The organism is Neorhizobium huautlense (assembly GCF_002968575.1).
Classification (GTDB): Bacteria; Pseudomonadota; Alphaproteobacteria; order Rhizobiales; family Rhizobiaceae; genus Neorhizobium; species Neorhizobium huautlense.
This window is the reverse complement of the sequence record NZ_PVBM01000026.1, coordinates 47,974-67,816: the sequence shown is the minus strand read 5'-3', so window position 1 is coordinate 67,816 and position 19,843 is coordinate 47,974. Positions and strand designations below refer to the sequence as shown.

At 62.3% G+C, this 19,843-nt stretch carries 14 protein-coding genes and 1 pseudogene; 11 read left to right on the top strand and 4 right to left on the bottom strand.

Annotated features, from left to right (window positions below; all coding sequences use genetic code 11):
- Nucleotides 1-147 precede the first annotated feature (147 nt).
- Both C5L12_RS22860 and C5L12_RS22855 read right to left on the bottom strand, forming a co-directional pair.
- Nucleotides 148-1,059 carry a cupin domain-containing protein gene (locus tag C5L12_RS22860; RefSeq protein ID WP_105374368.1) on the bottom strand — a complete coding sequence of 304 codons (912 nt, stop codon included), beginning with the start codon at nucleotides 1,057-1,059 and terminating at the stop codon, nucleotides 148-150.
- A 50-nt stretch (nucleotides 1,060-1,109) separates the two neighbouring features.
- Nucleotides 1,110-1,997 carry a beta-keto acid cleavage family enzyme gene (locus C5L12_RS22855; RefSeq protein ID WP_105374373.1) on the bottom strand — a complete coding sequence of 296 codons (888 nt, stop codon included), beginning with the start codon at nucleotides 1,995-1,997 and terminating at the stop codon, nucleotides 1,110-1,112.
- Between the two features lie 522 nt (nucleotides 1,998-2,519).
- On the opposite strand from C5L12_RS22855, the gene C5L12_RS22850 reads away from it, so the two are divergent.
- Genes C5L12_RS22850 through C5L12_RS22840 form a run of 3 tightly spaced genes read left to right on the top strand, consistent with a single transcriptional unit; the run spans nucleotide 2,520 to nucleotide 5,848 of the window.
- Nucleotides 2,520-2,999, top strand: coding sequence for a (2Fe-2S)-binding protein (locus tag C5L12_RS22850; protein ID WP_105374367.1), 480 nt, complete (start codon nucleotides 2,520-2,522; stop codon nucleotides 2,997-2,999).
- The gene (locus C5L12_RS22845; RefSeq protein ID WP_105374366.1) at nucleotides 2,999-5,107 is read left to right on the top strand and encodes a molybdopterin cofactor-binding domain-containing protein; all 2,109 of its coding nucleotides are present in this window, start codon (nucleotides 2,999-3,001) and stop codon (nucleotides 5,105-5,107) included. Before C5L12_RS22850 ends, C5L12_RS22845 begins: the two co-directional genes overlap by 1 nt.
- Before the next feature lie 36 nt (nucleotides 5,108-5,143).
- On the top strand, nucleotides 5,144-5,848 hold the full coding sequence (locus C5L12_RS22840) for a glutathione S-transferase family protein (RefSeq protein ID WP_105374365.1): 705 nt from the start codon (nucleotides 5,144-5,146) through the stop codon (nucleotides 5,846-5,848).
- Nucleotides 5,849-6,096: 248 nt separating this feature from the next.
- Here the strand turns inward: C5L12_RS22840 and C5L12_RS28830 are convergent.
- A pseudogene (locus C5L12_RS28830) lies at nucleotides 6,097-6,291 on the bottom strand (outer membrane protein); the annotation flags it as partial.
- 11 nt (nucleotides 6,292-6,302) lie between these two features.
- A complete protein-coding gene (locus tag C5L12_RS22830) occupies nucleotides 6,303-7,343 on the bottom strand; it encodes a LacI family DNA-binding transcriptional regulator (protein ID WP_105374364.1) in 1,041 nt (346 codons plus the stop codon).
- 166 nt (nucleotides 7,344-7,509) lie between these two features.
- On the opposite strand from C5L12_RS22830, the gene C5L12_RS22825 reads away from it, so the two are divergent.
- From C5L12_RS22825 to C5L12_RS22790, 8 genes are all read left to right on the top strand, one after another.
- Nucleotides 7,510-9,435 (top strand): ABC transporter substrate-binding protein, encoded by a 1,926-nt coding sequence (locus C5L12_RS22825; RefSeq protein ID WP_105374363.1) that lies wholly within the window; start codon nucleotides 7,510-7,512, stop codon nucleotides 9,433-9,435.
- A 137-nt stretch (nucleotides 9,436-9,572) separates the two neighbouring features.
- The gene (locus C5L12_RS22820; protein ID WP_105374372.1) at nucleotides 9,573-11,681 is read left to right on the top strand and encodes an alpha-amylase family protein; all 2,109 of its coding nucleotides are present in this window, start codon (nucleotides 9,573-9,575) and stop codon (nucleotides 11,679-11,681) included.
- A gap of 143 nt (nucleotides 11,682-11,824) precedes the next feature.
- Nucleotides 11,825-12,811, top strand: coding sequence for an ABC transporter permease (locus tag C5L12_RS22815; RefSeq protein ID WP_105374362.1), 987 nt, complete (start codon nucleotides 11,825-11,827; stop codon nucleotides 12,809-12,811).
- Between the two features lie 10 nt (nucleotides 12,812-12,821).
- Nucleotides 12,822-14,012 carry an ABC transporter permease gene (locus C5L12_RS22810; RefSeq protein ID WP_105374361.1) on the top strand — a complete coding sequence of 397 codons (1,191 nt, stop codon included), beginning with the start codon at nucleotides 12,822-12,824 and terminating at the stop codon, nucleotides 14,010-14,012.
- A 10-nt stretch (nucleotides 14,013-14,022) separates the two neighbouring features.
- Nucleotides 14,023-15,720 carry a dipeptide ABC transporter ATP-binding protein gene (locus C5L12_RS22805; protein ID WP_105374360.1) on the top strand — a complete coding sequence of 566 codons (1,698 nt, stop codon included), beginning with the start codon at nucleotides 14,023-14,025 and terminating at the stop codon, nucleotides 15,718-15,720.
- Between the two features lie 10 nt (nucleotides 15,721-15,730).
- A complete protein-coding gene (gene otnI / locus C5L12_RS22800; RefSeq protein WP_105374359.1) occupies nucleotides 15,731-16,510 on the top strand; it encodes a 2-oxo-tetronate isomerase in 780 nt (259 codons plus the stop codon).
- A gap of 7 nt (nucleotides 16,511-16,517) precedes the next feature.
- A complete protein-coding gene (locus C5L12_RS22795; protein ID WP_105374371.1) occupies nucleotides 16,518-17,393 on the top strand; it encodes a 2-hydroxy-3-oxopropionate reductase in 876 nt (291 codons plus the stop codon).
- A gap of 88 nt (nucleotides 17,394-17,481) precedes the next feature.
- The gene (locus tag C5L12_RS22790; protein WP_105374358.1) at nucleotides 17,482-19,605 is read left to right on the top strand and encodes a beta-galactosidase; all 2,124 of its coding nucleotides are present in this window, start codon (nucleotides 17,482-17,484) and stop codon (nucleotides 19,603-19,605) included.
- Nucleotides 19,606-19,843 lie beyond the last annotated feature (238 nt).

Below are 19,843 nucleotides of genomic sequence, written 5' to 3'. Positions count from 1 at the left end.
GACCGAAATGGCCCTCTCTGTCCTCGCCTACAACATCCTCCGCGCGATCAATATCAACACCGCCACCTCATGAAACCAAAAAGAGGCCCCGGTCATCCGGAGCCTCCAATCGTTTCCACACAGCCTGGAAATCCGGGGCTTCTCGGGTCAGGCTCCTGGCATCGGGTAGTCACCCTCGTTGAGGACCCAGCCGGGCTTAAGTGAAAAATCCATGCGCGGCGGTGCAAAAATGTCGACGAGCTGGTTCACGCCGCCCGATTCTGCTGTGGTGGTGTGGATCGATGGGGGTGGGATAACGCAGGCTGACGGTGACTCGCAGTAGAGATGCTCATCTTCCCGCCAGATGTTCATGTTCGTTGTCCACGGCCAACGCAGATGGTGCGTGAACGCACCGCTCAGCGCCAGCGAGCATTGTTCAAAATCGTCATGATGATGCGGCGAGACCTGGTCGCGTGCCCGGGGTCCAACACGCGGCGTGAGGTAGTTGATCATGAAGGTTGTGCAGCGATAAATCCTGCCGAACCGTGATGTATCCTCGGGAACATCCAACGTGTACCACCTGAGCTTTAGTCCGTCTTTTGGCTCCGGCCATGCTTCGAAGGGTGGAACGTTGGGATGCTCTCCTTTGAAGGCGTCCGCATTGGAAGCCGCACTGGCCAGGTCATCCGATTTCGGCGTGAAGAGCCGGACAATGTTGCCTGAGCTCAGCATGCGGATGCTGCTTTCACCTGGCGGCACAAAGGCGACGGAGTAGCCCGGAACAATAGTGACGCCCTCCTTTGTCGTGATTTCGACGCTGGTGTCCCGGTCAGGGATGATCAGGGCGTATTCGTCGGGTTGGGCGCTGCGTGGAAAGACGCCGTTCTGCTGCGCGTCACTGTAAGCGATGACAAAATTCTCGCCACGGCTGATCCAAGTCTTGCCGTTCTGGTCCGAAACCTGCGGTTCGGTCGCGTAATAGAGGCTGAGCTGCGAGCCGAAATAGCTCTGGTGCACATGGTTCTTCTTTGGCGTCGCAGCTTGGATCAGGCTGGCTCTGGGGTCACTCTGGTCGTACATGGTTCCTCCGCTTCGGTTTGGAATTGGTCGGCAGGCATCAACGGCCTCGCTCACTTGGGCAACTGTTTCTTCAGCCTCAGGATCTCGCGCGCATCTCCAGGCGTGGCGATCGAGCCACCCAGTTCCTTCAGGATGCGTACGGCTTTCTGGACGAGCTCCGCATTGCTTTTGGCCAGCACGCCCTTTTCAAGGTAGATGTTGTCCTCCAGCCCGACGCGCACATGCCCGCCCAGCAGCCAGGCCTGCGCCAACATGGGAAACTCCCATCGGCCAATGCCGAACGCGGCCCAGTGGGAGCCGGCGGGCAATAGCGATTTCATATAGGCAAGGGTTTCCGGTGTAGCGATTGCGCCATAACGGACGCCGAGCACGATCTGGAAGAGGGCGGGCGAGTCGAGACGGCCTTCTTCGATGAACTGGTTGGCGAGTTGAATATCACCGGTATCGAAAACTTCCAGTTCGGGAAGGACGCCTGCTTCGCGAATGATGTCGGCCATGATGGCGAGGTTGCGCGGCGTGTTGATCACCACTGACGTGCCGGAATACATCGTATTGAAATCGAGGCTGCAGATTTCCGGCCGGAGTGTCGCGATATGCTCGACGCGTCGCTCGGGCGGCAGCAGCGTGGTTCCGGGCCCGGCAATGCTCGGATCCTTTTCGCCAGGCACGTACCTTCCTCCAGGTCCGGTGGTAAGATTGATGATGACATCCTCATCGGCCGCGCGAAGGCGATCCACGACTTCGCGATAGTGTTGCAGTTCCATGCTTGGACGCCCGTCAGGATGCCGGACGTGAATATGCACGATCGCCGCGCCGGCCCTGACCGCTTCGAGGCAGGAATTAGCGATCTGCTCAGGCGTGACCGGCAGATAGGGGGTCGATTCGACGCTGGTGATATTACCCGTGACGGCGCAACTGATGATCGTAGGATAGGCCAAGCTTTTCTCCGTGCTTCCAAAGGCGGTGCTATGATGGTGACGGTCTCCTCGCTCGCATCTGCGCCAGCCGAGGGCAAAGCAATTCCGGAAGCGTTCCGCGGACAGAAATGCTGTCTCCGCATCCATCCGCAGACAGAAGATGACCGGCGACGCGGCTGCTCTCACCGGTCCTGCCGAAGCGGCGGCGGCCATTGTCCCTGGCGCTAGCGGGTCGCGTGAGACGATCTGATTGGCAAGTTGAGCGTGCCGTTTCGAGCGGCGAAACGCCGTGAGTGTCGGGTTCAAAGAAACGGGAGGGCAGGATAGGTGTGACAGACGGGCTCAAGCTGCATGCGAGGAGTGGCAACGGAAAGCGCTAACGAAACCTGATCTTCAGATGACACGACAGGTCGCCGAGCCTGCTCGCACCGAGATTGCGGTCGCCGGTATTCCCTCTTTGGCGCACGACGGGGCGTCGGTCTATGGCGCTGGCAGCGCACCAGCAAAAGGTCCTCCATTGAGACAAGAACGAGGCAGGGTGGCATGAGCGGGCAATTTACTTTGAACATAAATGGACGAGATCACTGTGTGGATGTTCCCTCCGACATGCCTCTGCTCGATGTGCTGCGCAATCATCTGGGGCTGAAGGGCAGCCGCTATGGCTGCGGCCTCGAGCAATGCGGGGCCTGTATGGTCCTGGTGGATGGAGAGGCGACATATTCCTGCAGTCGTGAGGTCGGCACGTTTGTCGGTAAACGCATCACCACCGTTGAGGGCCTGGCCTCTGATGGAAAGTTGCATCCGCTTCAGCAAGCGTTTCTCGATGAGCAGGCAGGGCAATGCGGATATTGCCTCTCCGGAATCCTGATTGCGTCGAAGGCTTTTCTGGATCGCAATCCCAATCCGACGCGGGCCGAGGTCGCTGCGGCACTTGATGCAAACCTCTGTCGCTGTGGTTCGCATCCCAGGATCCTGCGCGCGGTACTGAGGGCTGCGGCCGCAATGCGAGGGGAGGTGGTCTGATGGCTGCGCTTTCACATAGCCTCAAGGAAAACCCGCGTCTCGACCTTTGGCTTCGCTTCCTGGACGACCGCACGGTCCGGATCGGCACTGGGAAGGTCGAACTCGGGCAGGGGGTACTGACGGCACTTAGTCAGATCGCTGCAGAAGAGCTGGATCTGAGGGTTGATCAGATCAGCATAATGTCCGGCAACAGCCTTCAGGGGCCGGGGGAGGGTTATACCGCCTCCAGCTGGTCAATCGAACATTCAGGGTCAGCAATCCGCCTCGTCGCAGCCGAGGTTCGCGCGCTCGCGCGCATGCATGCAGGGTTGCGCCTGAACGCATCGCCAGACGAGTTGACAATCGTCGAGGGGGCCTTCTTCAAGAATGGTGTTGCGAGTGGGCTCGATTACTGGGCAATCGCCGACGATCTCGATCTTTCCGTGGAAGTGAGCGGCAGGTTCTTGCCAAAATCGGCGGACCAGTATCGCATCGTCGGAGCCTCCATTCCACGACTCGATCTTCCGGAAAAACTCACCGGATCCGGATTCATTCATGACATGACCCTGCCGGGCATGCTTCATGCGCGTACCCTGCGTCAGCCGGGTCGCGGCGCAAGGCTGGTTACGCTCGACGAGGCCGCCATCAAGCGCAGGGCGGGTGGCGATATCAGTATCATACGTATCGACAGTTTCGTGGCCTTCGTCGGTGCCAGCGAGACTGTCGTCCGCGCTGCGGCCGACGCTGCTGCGACATATGCGGTGTGGGACAATGCGCGGATGCTTTCTCCCGAAGCTGCAACGGCCGAATGGGTGGCGGCGCAGCCCTCGACGGACCTGATGATGGGCGATCCGCCTCAAGATGCGGTTCACGATCGGGTATCGCTCAGCTTCACGCGCTCCTTTCTATCTCATGGGTCTCTCGCACCGTCATGCGCATTGGCACTTTACCAGCACGGCACGTTGACCGTCTGGTCTCATGGCCAGGGCATGCATCCATTGCGGGAGAACATTGCCAAGACGCTCGGCCTTCCTTTGGAAAGCGTGGCGTGCCACCACGTTCAGGGCGCTGGGTGCTACGGGCACAATGGCGCTGATGATGCCGCTTTGGATGCTGCTCTTGTGGCACGGGTGCTTCCTGATCAGCCGATCCGACTGATGTGGCGGCGCCAGGAGGAGTTCGGTTACGAACCGCTTTCCTCCGCCATGACTGTCGCCGTCCATGTGAATCTCGATGTCAATGGGCGTCCCGATGATTGGACGACCGAGGTGTGGAGCGCCACCCACGGCCAACGCCCGGGTGTCGGCGGGGCGTACCTGCTTGCCGCTGAGGCGATGAATGAGCCGCCTCCTGAACGGAAGCCGTTCGATATTCCACTTGAGCGAGGCGGCGGCGCTGTTCGCAACGCAATTCCCCTCTATGACGTCTCCGGCAAGCGGATCAGCTTTCACCTGATCCACGACGTGCCAGTGCGCACATCTTCCCTACGCGGGCTTGGCGCCACTCTGAATGTCTTTGCGATCGAAGCTGTTATGGATGAGCTTGCGGCTCGCGTGGGCGAAGATCCTATCACCTACCGCCTTTCGGCCCTTTCAGACCCGCGCGCCCGAGCGGTGCTTGAACGGGTCGCGGCAATGGCAGGTTGGTCATCTCGTGGTACCGGCGGCGCGGGGGTCGGCCTGGGGGTAGGGATCGCTCGCTACAAGAACTCCTCAGCCTATGCCGCAGTCGTCGCAGCGGTCGAGGTGGAAGAAGCAGTGCGCGTCACCGATGTCTGGTGCGCCGTGGATGCGGGTCTCGTCATCAATCCGGACGGCGCCGAAAATCAGATCGAGGGCAATATCGTCCAGGCCATCAGCTGGGCCTTGATGGAAGAAGTCCGCTTTGACGCCCAGGGCATTTCCACGCTCGATTGGCAAAGCTACCCAGTCATCCGATTCAAGGACATCCCCGAAATCCGGGTTGAACTGATCGAGGCGAGCCAGCACGAAGCACTCGGGATAGGAGAATGCGCTGGCGGACCTGCCGCCGCGGCCATCGGCAATGCCGTGGCACACGCTTTGGGCATGTGCATCCACCACATGCCGATGACACGCGAGCGCATCATGGCTGCTGCTTTGCAGGCCTGAGTGCCTGACACGAACATTATACAGAGGATCGGGGACATGGAAAATATTGCGTCGATTTCGGGCGGACTTGCGGGATTGAAGGGAGAAACGGTTCTCTTCTACAGCCCCGGCGCCTGTTCACTTGCCTCCCATATTGCCCTGGAGGAGACCGGCAGGCCGTTTCGCCCGGTCGAGACGCTGCTTGGGAAACAACAGCATCTGTCGGAGGACTACCTTTCCATTAATCCCAGGGGCAAGGTTCCCGCCCTCGTGACCCCGGACGGCGAGGTCCTGACCGAAAACACCGCGATCCTGACCTACATCGCTCTTAGTAATCCCGAGACCGCTCTTCTTCCGACCCGCCTCCTCGACCAGGCGCGTTGCATCGCGCAGATGGCCTGGTTCTCAAACACCCCCCACATGTTTCAGAAAGCAAAATATCGTCCCTACCATTTCGCAGACAGGGAAGAGGTTCACGGCGATATCCGGGAGAAGGCGACTGCAAAATATTGGGAGTGCGTCGTCGAAATCGACCGGATGATTGGCGACCAGGAATGGATCATGGGTGACCGCTATACGGTCGTCGATCCCTATGCGCTCGTCTTCTATGGCTGGGGAACGAGCAACGGCCTACCGATGGAGACGCTGGCGCATTTTAATCGGCACAAAGACCAGATGCTCGAAAGAGCTGCCGTGCGCGCCGTGCTGGAGCGGGAGAAGAACCCGCATTTCGAGGCGTATCGTCTCAAGTCGCAGCGCTGAAGGCCGGCTGCTATAGGAGCGTCATCCGAACCTACGCGGGGAGCGGGGAAAAGATGGGAGTGTCCATTGACCAATACACCTTCACCGCGCTGGTGAGGCAAAACCCTCAACAAGGCGACAGCAGCCACAGAGGCTTAGTAGGCGAAGAGGCCGCAGGTGATCGGCCCTTGATCTTCCGGACGCATTGCCAGTCGCGAACGCAGAGCCTGGTGAAGAACATCAGCGATTATCGCAAAGCCTGAGTATTGGAACTTCACACCCAAGCCGACTTTAACAGCGTGCTGATTAAGGTCCGCATCGATGGTCCCAGGACCGAAATCGAACGTCTTGCAGCCGAAGTCGCTGTAACGATACTCCACGCGAGCGAAGATGTTGCCCGTAAACGCGTAATCGGCACCAGCGCCAACGGTGTAACCGCTAAACATTCCCTCTTCAGTGCCGAAGCCAAGTACGCTCACCCGCCATGACTTGAAGATGTCTTTGGCCGGCCCTCGACTTTGACGGCGGCACGGCACGGCCCGGTAGAACGACGTTCGATGATGCGTGAAGCGACGTAGATCCGTCTTGCCGGATTTCCTCGCTGGCGGGGATGTTCGATGCGCTCCATCAAGAGTTGCAGCCCGACAGCGCCGCATTCCTGGCCTTCCATGCGCACGGTGGTGAGCGGCGGCGAGATCTGCGTCGCCGGCGAGAAATCGCCGAACCCCACGACCGACACGTCGTCGGGAATGCGATAGCCCTGACCCAGCAGTTCCGATACCACCGTCAGCGCCAGGCCGTCATGGGCGCAGAAGAAGGCGGTGGGCTGTACGCCGCTCTCCTTGAGCTCGGCAAAGGCTTCCGCAAATCCGCCATGCTCCTCGAATTGCAGCACATGCAGCGCGACGTCGTCATTGCGTTCGGCCACCTCGCGCGCGCCATAGAAGCGTTCCCGCCGGCCGCGATAGCCCGGCACGCCGTAGACATAGGCGATGTTGCGATGGCCGAGCCGCAGAAGATATTCCATCACGGCCTGTCCCGCTTCGTGGTCGGTGCCGGAGACCTGGTCGGCATCCTCGAGCGGATCAATCCAGCCGAGGCGCACCACCGGAATGCCGCTTGCGGTCACGGCGGCGACCGCGGCGCTGTCATGAGGGCCGACCAGCAGAAGCCCCGCGCAGGTCTTGGCGAGATCCTCGAGCTGCCCGGCGCCATGGGTCCAGCGGATCCTGAGCCCCATGCCGATGCGGTGGGCCTGGGCCTGCACGCCGTTCTGGATCTGCATGTAGAGTTCACTGTTGACGGGGTCGTGGTCGTGGAACACCACGGCGATCTCGCGAAGCTCGTCCTTGTTGACGGGCCTGATATAGCCGAGCCGCTGGGCAGTTTCCCGAATACGCTCGCGGGTCTCCTCGCTGACGCCGCTCTTGCCCGAAAGCGAGCGCGACACCGCGTATTTGGAAAGCCCGACCTCTCGTGCGATCGTCTCCAGGCTGACCTTGTCCCTGCTCTTCATCCCGTGCCCTCTGTCCCCGCTTTGTCAGCTACACTGTTGCGCCGCAAAACACAAACATGAAGCGCAATATAACATAACACTTTACCTAACGATATTATATTGCAAACCTCTCGTTATCCAAGCCCTGGGGAGGAACAAAGGGGGTGGATGTGTGGAGGAGACACTCATGATCAAGATGAAACGTCGTACCTTTCTGGCCGGCAGTTCGGCCGTTCTCGTATTGCCCGCGCTGCCTGCGGTTGCTGCATCCTATAAGGAAGCGGATATCCTGAAGGAAAAGGTCGCGAGCGGGGTGCTGCCTGCCGTCGCGGAGCGGCTGCCGGAAAACCCCCTGGTGATCAAGCCGGTCGAAGACATCGGCAAATATGGCGGCGACTGGAAGATGGCGCTAGTCGGGGGTGGGTCGCTGTCGATGCTGTTCCGCTACCAGGCCTATGAGCCGCTTTTGCGTTATACGCCCGACTGGTCGGGGGTGACGCTCAATATCGCCGAAGCCTTCGATGCCAACGACGACGCGACCGTCTACACCATCCGCCTGCGCAAGGGCATGAAGTGGTCCGACGGCCACCCCTATACCACCGCCGACGTGAAGTTCTGGTATGACACCGTGCTGACCGACAAGCGCGTCGCCGTCACCAGCCAAGGCCACTGGAAGACGGCCGGCAAGCCGGCCAAGCTCGAAGTGGTGGACGAACAGACCTTCAAGGTGATCTTCGAGAAACCTAACGGTATGTTCCCGCTGCAGGTGGCCTGGTCCAACTGGGATCACACCACCCGCTGCCCGAAGCATTATCTCGAGCAGTTCCACATCGACTACAATCCGAAGGCCGACGAGCTTGCCAAGCAGCGCGGTTTCGACAGCTGGATTGCCTCGTTCCAGTCGGCCTCGGGTTTCCAGGAAGACAATACCTTCTTCCTGAATTCGTCGAAGAAGCCGACCCTGAATGCCTGGGCGTTCACCATCGCGCCCGGCGAAAACACCGAGCGGGTCGTGGCGGAGCGCAATCCCTATTACTGGAAGGTGGATACCGAGGGCAATCAGCTGCCCTATATGGACCGTATCGTCTACCAGATGGTCGCCGACCCGCAGGTCCTGCTCTTGAAGGCGATGCAGGGCGAAATCGACATGATGGACCAGTATATCGCCACGCCGAACAACAAGGCGGTGCTTTATGATGCGCGCCAGCAGGGCGATTACGACTTCTACACGCTGACCTCCACCGAGGCCAACGTGATGAACTTCATCTTCAACCTGAACCATAACGATGCGACCAAGCGCAAGCTCTTCCGCGACAAGCGGTTCCGCGCGGCCCTCTCCACCGCGCTGGATCGACAGGCGCTGATCGACGTCGTTCTGGTTGGCCAGGGCGCGCCCGCGCAGCCTTCCATCAAGGAGGGTGATCCGCTCTACAACGAGCAACTGGCCAAGCAGTTTACCGCCTATGACGAGGCCCAGGCCAATGCCCTGCTCGACGAGATCATCCCGAAGCGCGATGCCCAGGGCTTCCGTCTCGACGATGAGGGCCGCCGCGTCACCGTCATCTTCGAGATCGACCAGGCGCGCGCGGTGTTCCTCGATCTGTTCCAGTTGGTCATTCCGATGTTCCAGGCTGTCGGCATCGACGCGCAGATGCGCTCCATGGACCGGTCGCTATGGGAGACCCGGGTGCGGCAGGGACGCGATTTCGATGCCACCGCCCACCAGTTCGGCGCCAATGGCGGCGTCGCGGCCGTGCTCGACCCGCGCTACTTCGTGCCGACGGATTCCAACGCGATGTATGCGCCAGCCTGGCAGCTCTGGTATCTCGACCGCAACAACGCCAATGCAGAAGAGCCGCCGCCGGAAACGAAGAGACAGCTTGAGCTCTACGATTCGCTCAAGGCCACCTCCGACCCGGCTGCGCGCAACGAGATCATGAAGCAGATCCTGCAGATGGCTGCGGACAACTTCTATGTGTTCGGCGTTTCGCTGCCGCCCGACGGCTACGGCATCGTCAAGAACAACATGAGGAACATCACCCGCGTGATGCCGAACTCCTTTGGCTGGCCGACACCCGCGCCGACCATGCCGGAGCAATTCTACAAGGTCTGATCCGGCCGCACCGAACCATGCCGAACGCCGGCCCGCAAGGGCCGGCGAACGGGAAAGCCTTGCCTGAAGCAGTTTCAGCCGAACTGCGCGGACGACAAACGGATAGAGCGGAAATGCTCTGGGAATGGATGACGACGATGCTTGAATCCGTAAGAGAAACTGCCGGCACGCTGAGAACGCTGGAGTGGTACCGGACCGCGACCCGCTGGACCCAGTTGACCTTTGTCGAGGACGATCCGGACCGCTACGATCCGGCCTTCTGGATCGAGGTGTTCAAGCGGACCAGGTCCAATGCGCTGTGCCTCAGCGCCGGCGGCTATGTCGCTTACTATCCCAGCAAGGTGCCCTACCACTATGTCAGCCGCCATCTGGGCGACCGCGATATCTTCGGCGCCCTGGTCGATGCCGCGCGCCGGCTCGACATGCATGTCATGGCCCGCGTCGATCCCCATGCCATCCATGACGACGCCGCCAAGGCCCATCCGGAATGGGTGATGATCGATGCCGACGGCGCGCCGCGGCGCCACTGGGCCTATCCGGATGTCTGGGTCACTAATGCCTATGGCGACTACAATTCGGTTTTCATGCCCGATGTGGTGAAGGAAATCGTCCGCGACTACGATATCGACGCGATCTTTGCCAATCGCTGGCAGGGCCACGGCGTCGACTATAGCGAGGACAGCGCCCGCCGCTTCCGCGACATGAGCGGCTACGACCTGCCGAAGATCGCCGATGCGGACGATCCAGCCTGGCAGGCCTGGCTGCAATGGCGCCGGCGCGTGCTCACCGAAGTCATCGCCCAATGGGACGATGCGGTGAAGGCGATCCGCCCGCATGCAAGCTTCATTCCCAATATGAGCGGCGCTTCGCTGATGGAGTTCGACCTGTCCGTCATCACCAAACACTGCCCCTTTCTCGTCGTCGATCACCAGGGTCGCAAGGGGCTGGAGGTCGGCTGGTCGGCCGGGCGCAACGGCAAGCGTATCCGCGCCACCTTCCCGGATCGGCCCGTTATCCTCATCACCTCGATCGGCCCGGAAGAAGCCTATCGGTGGAAGGATGCCGTAACCTCAGCCGAGGAGATCCAGCTGTGGATCAACAACGGCACCGCCCATGGCCTCAGCGCCTGGTTCACCAAGTTCAACGGCGTCGTGCCGGACGAGCGCTGGGTGGAGCCCGTGGCGGCCGCCTTCGGCTTGCAGGCGGCGATCGAGCCTGTCCTGGCCGACATGGCCCCGACGGCCGAAATCGCCGTCATCGATCCGTCCACCACCCTGCGCCACTGGGCGCCGGAAGACAGGCACAATGCCGAAAAGCACGATCTCGGCTTCTATCACGCGCTGGTCGAGGCCCGGCTGCCCTTCGAGCTTTTGTCGGATCAGGTGCTGACGGCGAGCGAGCTCGACCGCTTCAAGGTGATCGTGCTTGCCAATGCTGCCTGCCTGTCGGACGCCCAGGTCAAGGCGATCCGCGATTATGTGGCGCGCGGCGGCAGCGTCGTCGCCGCCTACGAGACCTCCCTGCGCGACGAGTTCGGCAAGTTGCGAACGGAATTCGGCCTCTCGGATGTTCTCGCCGCCCGCTACCAGTCCGGGCCGCGCGGCATCGTCAAGAACACCTATGTGGCGCTATCGGGCGAACATCCCGTCAACCAGGGCTATGAGGGCGCGGCCCGCATCATGGGGGGCACGCGGCTCATCCATGTCGAACCCACTGATGGGGCGGACACGCCCTTCCTCTATGTGCCCGATTTCCCCGACCTGCCGATGGAGGAAGTCTATCCGCGCAAGGCGCCTGAAGGTGCCGCCGTGATTGCTCGCGAGACCGGCAAGGGCGGCCGCACGGTCTACATCCCCTGGAATATCGGCGAGATCTTCTGGGAAGTCTTTGCCATCGATCATGGGCGCCTGATCGCCAATGCCGTGCGCTGGGCGCTCGGAAAAACCTCCCGCGTCACGGTGGAAGGGCCCGGCGTGATCGACCTTGCGCTACGGGAGAACGAGCAAGGCCTCGCGCTCAGCCTGTTCAACCTCACCAATCCCATGATGATGAAGGGACCGATCCGGGAAAACTTGCCCTTGGCGGCGCAGACCGTTTCGGTGGACATTCCCCAGGGCAAATCGCTGGGGCGGGCCTGGCTTGTCGTTGCCGATCGCGCCGCCGAGGTCCGGATCGAAAACGGCCGCGCCGTCGTCGTGGTGCCGGGGATCGAGCGGCTGGAGGTCTTGCACCTTGCCTGGGCCTGAGGCGACAGGCAAACGAAGCGCTTCGGGGCTGGAGGGCCCCGAGGTCAGGAACCTCCCGGGATTTCCCCGATGGTGCCTTGACCGGGAGCGGAGGAGCGCCGGCGGTGAGGTCCGCAGGTGTTCGAGTGGAGGAGAATGAATTGATGCTTGGCTACATCTTCAAGCGCCTTGTCTACATGATACCGACCCTGTTCGGCATGTCGCTGATCTCGTTTCTGATCATCCAGCTGCCGCCCGGCGACTATCTGAGCTCGATGATCGCGACCATGAGTGACAGCGGACAGGCGGTCGATCCGGACGAAATCGAGCGGCTGAAGCAGATCTACGGCTTCGACGATCCCTTCTATATCCAATATGTCAAATGGATCTGGGGCATCCTGAGCCGCGGCGATTTCGGCTGGTCCTTCGAATGGAACCAGCCCGTCTCCGGCCTGATCTGGGCGCGCATGGGTTCCACCCTGGTGATCTCGCTCCTGAGCCTGCTGTTCGTCTGGATCGTGGCCTTGCCGATCGGCATCTATTCGGCCGTTCGCCGCCATTCGATCGGCGACCACGTCTTCACCTTCCTCGGCTTCATCGGCCTTGCGGTGCCGAATTTCATCCTGGCGCTGACGCTGATGTATGTCGCCTATCGCTATCTCGGCCAGAGCGTCGGCGGCTTCTTCTCGCCCGAGTATGCGGAGGCCCCCTGGAGCCTCGCCAAGCTCTGGGACCTGCTCGCCCATCTCTGGATACCGATTATCATTATCGGAGCGTCGGGAACGGCAGCGCTGATCCGGATACTGAGGGCTAACCTGACAGACGAGTTGCACAAGCCCTATGTGGTGACCGCCCGCGCCAAGGGACTGCCGGAATACAAGGTGATCCTCAAATATCCGGTGCGGATCGCCCTCAATCCCTTCGTCTCGGCCATCGGCTGGGTCCTGCCCCATCTCGTATCGGGAGTGACGATCACCGCCATCGTCCTGAACCTGCCGACCGCCGGGCCGTTGCTGTTTCGCGCGCTCGTCTCCCAGGACATGTATCTCGCCGGCAGCTTCATCCTGCTTTTGAGCGCGCTTACCCTCGTCGGCATGCTGCTGTCGGATCTGCTGCTGGCGATCCTCGACCCGCGCATCCGGTTCAATTGAGGAGGCGACCATGACGCTGCAAGAAAATCTGGGGCCTCGCATCGACCGGCCCCTTGTGGTCGCCGACGGCCCCTCGATCAGTCCGCTGAAGCAGGGGGGGACGGTCTCCACGGCAACCATCGGTCCCTGGCGGCTGATCGGTCGCAAGCTCTTGCGCCAGAAGGTGGCGATGATCGCGGGCGCGGTCATCCTGATCCTCTATCTGGTCGGCCTGTTCGCCGAATTCCTGGCGCCCTTCCTTCCGACCACGTCGAAGCCGCAATATACCTATGCGCCGCCCCAGGCGATCAGCCTCTTCGTTACCAATCCCGACGGCAGCAGCGACTTCCGGCCGCATGTAAAGGGCTATCGCGTGGAGATCGACAAGGTGGCGCTCAGGCGCACCTTCGTCGTCGACGAGACGAAGGTCGTTCCGATCGGCTTCTTCGTGAAGGGTCCGGCCTACCACCTGTTCGGCCTCATCCCCATGGACCGCCATCTGATCGGGCCGCTCAATCCGGCCGATCCGATGTATCTGCTGGGCACCGACCGGCTCGGACGCGATGTGTTCTCCCGCCTTGTCCATGGCACCCGGGTGTCGATGTCGATCGGCCTTGTCGGGGTCGGGGTCTCCCTGGTGCTTGGCGTCGTGTTTGGGGCGATTTCCGGCTTCTACGGCGGTTGGGTCGACATGCTGATCCAGCGCGTCATCGAGGTGGTGAGCGCCATGCCGACGATCCCCTTGTGGCTCGGACTGGCGGCAGCCATCCCGCTGACATGGTCGCCGCTCACGGTCTATTTCGTCATCACCATCATCGTCTCGCTGCTCGGCTGGACTAGCCTGGCGCGCGAGGTGCGGGGCCGCTTCCTGGCTCTCCGCAGCGAGGATTTCGTCACCGCGGCCCGGCTCGACGGGTCGAGCGAGACGCGACTGATCTTCCGCCACATCCTGCCCTCGCTGACGAGCCACATCCTTGCCGTCGTGACGCTTGCGGTGCCGACCATGATCGTGGCGGAGACCTCGCTCTCCTTCCTGGGTATCGGGCTGAAGCCGCCGGTGGTCAGTTGGGGGGTGCTGTTGCAGGACGCCCAGAACATCCGCACGGTCGCGACCGCGCCCTGGCTGCTGATCTGGCCGTCGCTTGCGGTGGTCGTCGCCGTCCTCTCCTTCAACTTCTTCGGCGACGGCCTGCGCGACGCGGCCGATCCCTATGACAACTGAGGAGCACGGTATGGTTGCCCCCACAGATGACACCGTTCTTTCGGTCGAAGACCTCTCGATCGATTTCCGCCTGCGCACCCATATCCTCCATGCGGTGGAGAAGGTGAGCTTCGAGCTGAAACAGGGCCAGACGCTGTGCCTGGTCGGCGAGAGCGGGTCGGGCAAGAGCGTGACGGCCCGCTCGCTGCTGCAGATCGTCGATCGCCCCGGCCGCATAACGGGCGGGCGCATCCTGCTGACCACGGAGGGCGTCGTCACCGACATCGCCGCCCTGTCTCCCGACAGCACGGCCATGCGCGCCATCCGCGGCCGGCGCATCGGGCTGATCTTCCAGGAACCGATGAGTTCGCTGTCGCCGGTCCACACCATCGGCTCGCAGATCATCGAGGCGATCCGCCTGCATTCGGCATTGGACGCGAAAGCCGCGCGCGAACGCATGATCGAACTGCTCCGGCAGGTCGAAATCGCGGCTCCCGAAAAGATGGCAGACCGCTACACCTTCGAATATTCCGGCGGCATGCGGCAGCGGGCGATGATCGCGATGGCGCTGGCGGGCAATCCCGATATCCTGATCGCCGACGAGCCGACGACCGCGCTCGATGTCACCACGCAGGCGGAGATCCTCGACCTCATCAAGCGGCTGCAGGTCAGCCGCGGCATGGCCATGCTGCTCATCACCCACGACATGGGCGTGGTGGCGGAAGTGGCGGACAAAGTTGCCGTGATGCGTTTCGGCCGCCTCGTCGAGCAGGGTCCGGTCGATCAGATCTACCATCAGCCGGTGCATCCCTATACCTCCCAGTTGCTCGCGTCGACGGTGAAGCTCACGCGCCACGCAGAAGCCCGGCCGCCGGCGGTGACCTCCGGGCCGGAACCGGTGCTGTCCGTGCGCAATCTTAGCAAGACTTTCGGCTCCAACGGCCCTAATGCCATCAAGGCTGTCGACGATGCCAGCTTCGATCTCTATCCCGGCGAAAATCTCGGCATTGTCGGCGAAAGCGGTTCCGGCAAGACCACGCTCGGCCGGCTGATCCTGCGCACGGTCGAGCCCAGCTCGGGAAGCGTGCTCTATCGGGATGGACAGGGCGTGGAGACCGATGTGACGCGGCTTGGCAGGAAGGAGCTGCGGCGCTTCCACCGGGATGTCCGCCTCGTCTTCCAGGATCCCTTTGCCTCGCTCAATCCGCGCATGACGGTCAAGGAGGTGATCGGCGATCCGCTTGTTGTCAACGGTCTCGCCAGGGGCCGGGCGCTGGAGGAGCGGGTTGCCGAGCTGATGCGGCTGGTCGGGCTCGATCCGCAAGCCATGGAACGTTACCCCCACGCCTTTTCCGGTGGCCAGCGCCAACGCATCGGCATCGCCCGGGCGCTGGCGCTCGATCCGCGCATCATCATCGCCGACGAGGCGACCTCTGCGCTCGACGTCTCGATCCGCAGCCAGATCCTCGACCTGCTGCTCGACCTGCGCAAACGGCTGGATCTGAGCTTCCTGTTCATCTCCCACGACATTTCCGTGGTGCGCTATTTCTGCGACCGCGTCGCCGTCATGCATCGCGGCCGGATCGTCGAGATCGGCGATGCCGAGCAGATCTGCACCGCGCCGCGGGAGGCCTATACCCGCAGCCTCATCTCCGCCGTTCCCAATCCCGATCCCCGCGACAAGCGCATGATGCACCGCCAGCGCTTCGTTGCCGCCACGCCTGCCTGAGGATATCCGCATGCCGAAATTTTCCGCCAACCTTTCGTTTCTCTATCAGGAGCTTCCGTTCCTGGAGCGCTTCGCCGCCGCCGCGCGGGATGGCTTCGGCGCGCTGGAATATCTCGGGCCCTATGCCGAGCCCAAGGAAAAGGTCGCAGACGCGCTCGGCGCCAGCGGCCTCGTCCAGGCGCTGTTCAACGTCCCCTCGGGCGATTGGGCCGGCGGCGAGCGGGGTATCGCCTGCCTGCCGGATCGGGTTGAGGAGTTTCGCCAGGGTGTGGCGCAGGCGCTCGATTATGCCGCGGCGTTGAAATGCCCGCAGGTCAACGTGATTTCCGGCTTGGTGCCTGATGGCGCCGATCTCGCGGTTCTCGAAGATACCCTGGTCGACAATCTCAGATATGCCGCCGCGCGCTGTTCCGATGCTGGCGTCAGGCTGCTGATCGAGCCGATCAACCTGCGCGACATCAAGGGCTTCTTCCTGTCGACGACCGACCATGCCGAGCGGATCCTTGAGAGGGTCGGCTCCGACAATCTCTATATCCAATATGATTTCTACCACATGCAGATCATGCAAGGTGACCTGATCCCGACCTTCGCGCGGCTGCAGGAGCGGATCGCCCATGTGCAGATCGCCGACAATCCCGGCCGGGGCGAACCGGGCACGGGCGAGATCAACTACGGCTTCATTCTCTCCGAACTCGACCGCCTCGGCTACGACGGCTGGGTGGGCTGCGAATACAAGCCGCGCGCCGGCACCAGCGAAGGTCTCGGCTGGATGAAACCTTTCCTTGGATGAGGGCAAGATGAATATCGGATTCATAGGACTTGGCGTCATGGGGCGCCCCATGGCGGAACATTTGATCGATGCCGGCCACGCGCTGCATCTGAGCCGCGTCAAGCCGGTGTCGCAGCATCTGGTGGACAAGGGGGCCAAGGCGGCGCCAAGCGCAAGCGCTGTGGCCAGCGCCTGCGACATCGTCATCCTGATGTTGCCCGACACGCCTGATGTGGAGACGGTGCTGTTCGGCAAGGATGGCGTTGCCGAGGGCCTGTCGCCCGGAAAGCTCGTCATCGACATGAGCTCCATTTCGCCCGTGGCCACCAAGGAGTTTGCCCGCCGGATCGAGGCGTTGGGCTGCGACTATCTCGACGCGCCGGTTTCCGGCGGCGAGGTCGGCGCCCGCGCCGCCTCTCTCACCATCATGGTCGGCGGCAGCGAGGCGGCCTTTGCCCGCGCACGGCCGCTATTTGAAAAAATGGGCAAGAACATCACCCTTGTCGGCGGCACCGGTGACGGTCAGACGGCCAAGGTGGCCAACCAGATCATCGTCGGGCTTACCATCGAGGCCGTGTCCGAGGCGCTGCTCTTTGCCCGCCGCGCCGGCGCCGATCCGGCCCGGGTGCGCGAGGCGCTGATGGGCGGCTTTGCCGCCTCTCGCATCCTTGAGGTTCACGGCGACCGCATGGTCAAGCAGACCTTCGATCCCGGCTTTCGCATCCGCCTGCACCGCAAGGACCTGACGCTCGCGGTCGATGCGGCCCGCGCGCTTGATCTCGCTTTGCCCAACACCGCCGCCACCCAGCAGCTGATGAATGCCGCCATCGCCATGGGTGATGGCGATCGCGATCACTCCGCGCTGATCCGCACGCTGGACCTCATCTCAGGCGGAGCCTGCTGACCGCAATCCTGGGCGCGATGGCCTAGCCGACGTGACCGGAGTTTCTCCGGACGGCGAAGCCTTGCCCTGTTACTCGAGAGGACAGACCATGCCGATGACAGACCTGCAATTCCCCTATGGCGCCGTCTATTTCCGCAAGTCGAACCCGCCCCAGGAGCATTGGGAGCGCGATTATGCCGTCGCCGCGCAGGACGGGCTCAACATCTTCCGCCACTGGTTCATGTGGGGTGCGATCGAGACGGCGCCCGGTGTCTATGATTGGGAGGAATATGACCGCCAGCTCGATCTTGCCGCCAAGAACGGGCTGAAGACGGTCATCGCGGAACTGATCCATGCGGTGCCGGACTGGGCCGTGCGCAAGTTTTCCCACGCGCTGCAGGTCAATGCCGATGGCAGCAAGCTCGGCTCCTATATGGGGGTTTCGGCCGCCACGGGCGGCTTCTCCAACAATGGCGGCGGCGCCGGCGCGCTGACCCTCAACTGCCCCGAAGTGAAGGAAGCTGCCGGCGCCTTCCTGACGGCGCTTGCCACCCGCTACAAGGACCATCCGGCCATCTACGGCTACGATGTCTGGAACGAATGCAACTATTCCGCTGACGTGGATTATAGCAGCTATGCCAAGGAAGCCTTCCGCACGTGGCTGGAGGCCAAGTATGGGAGCCTGAAAGCGCTCGCCAAGGCCTGGCACCGCTACAGCTATGCAGAATGGGACGATATCGAGCCGCCGATCCATATGGCTCCCTATCCCGAATGCATCGACTGGCTGCAGTTCAAGCGTGACAACTTCTATGGTCAGATGCAGTGGCGCATCGATACGATCCGGGCGGTCGACAAGAAGAACGTCATCGCCGCCCACGGCATTTCAGGCGCGATCCCCAACATGGCGGCCAATGGCTGCGACGACTGGCTCGCCGCCTCCAAGGTCGATGTCTACGGTTTCACCTGGATCCAGGCGCGCAAGGGCACGGAGCCGTGGAAAAGCTGGTATGGGGTCGATATCAACCGTGCCGCCGCGCGCGGCAAGACCTTCTGGCATGCCGAGCGCCAGGGCGGGCCGCTCTGGCTGCAGCCCCAGGTGATCGGCCGCGACAAGGAGGATGGCCGTGTCGCCGAGCCCGAGGACATTCGCATCTGGAGCATGATCTCGCTTGCGGGCGGCGCGCGCGGCGTGCTGAACCTGCGCTGGCGGCCCCTGCTCGACGGCCCGCTGTTCGGCGCCTTCGGCTCCTATGGCATGGATGGCAGCCGCACCCCGCGCTCGCAAATCGCAAGCGCGATGGCAAAATGGGCCAATGCGCCGGAACAGGCAGCGCTCTGGAAGGCAAAGCCCGTCCGCGGCGAGATCGGCATCCTGGTCGTGCCGGAAACCCAGGAATGGGATTACCTGCTCAATCAGGAGCGGAAGGAGAAGCCCTATCCGGCTGCGATGTGGGGCGCCTATCGCGGCTTCCTCGACCAAGGGCTTCAGCCGGACTGGGTCCATATCGACGACATCGACGCCTATGACCTCCTCTACTTCCCCTACCCCATCATGTTCACGTCTGAGCAGGCGCGGCGACTGGCGGCCTGGGTGGACAAGGGCGGTACGCTGATTGCCGAGGCCTGCCCCGGCTATTTCGGCGATCGCGGCCATGTCGGCCAGGTCCAGCCGAACTTGGGCCTCGATACCGTCTTCGGCGCCCGGGAGGAGGAGGTCGAGTTCATGCCGGATATCGGCGACCGCATTGCCTTGGATTTCGGCGATGTCGCGGTCAAGGGTGGCGGCTTCCTGCAATCCTATCGGCTTGAAGGAGGTACTGCGCGCGGCTATTTCGCGGACGGTCGGCTCGCAGTTGTCGAACACGCTCACGGGAAGGGACGAACCCTGCTGATTGGCACCAACCCGTCCGTGGCCTATTATCGCTCCAACGGCAGTGCCAATGCCGGCTTCTTTGCTGCGCTCCTCGACTGGAGTGAGGTGCGGCGGCATGTGACGCTGTCGAACAGCGCGCTTTCTGCCCGCATCCACCAGGGCGATACCGGGAACTTCCTCTGGCTGGTCAATCCCACACGGGAGTCCCAGACAACGTTGGCCGAACCGGCGCAAGGTCACGGAGCGCCGAAGCCCGGCCCAGCCCTCTGGCCGGCGGGCTACACCTATGATGGAGGGCCTGTCCAGGTGCCGGCGCGCGACGTGGTAATCCTGCCTCTCGTTCCAGCTCAGAAGAGCTGACGGTGCTGGCGATGTAGCGCCGTCGCGACCGGAAGCCACTGCCGGTTGCCCGAGGGGAAACGGCCTGACACGATCGGGCCTCTTGAGTTGTCTCTTTCGTGAGAGTCGTCCTGCCAACGGCTTCCATCGCCTTGAGACACTACAGGGCCGCGGAATTGCCGGCTGCCTGCAAGGAGGAGGGGATGCGATTCTGCCGGGCGAAGAAGCTTCGCCCATTGCCGGCTTTCCGCGTCGCGCG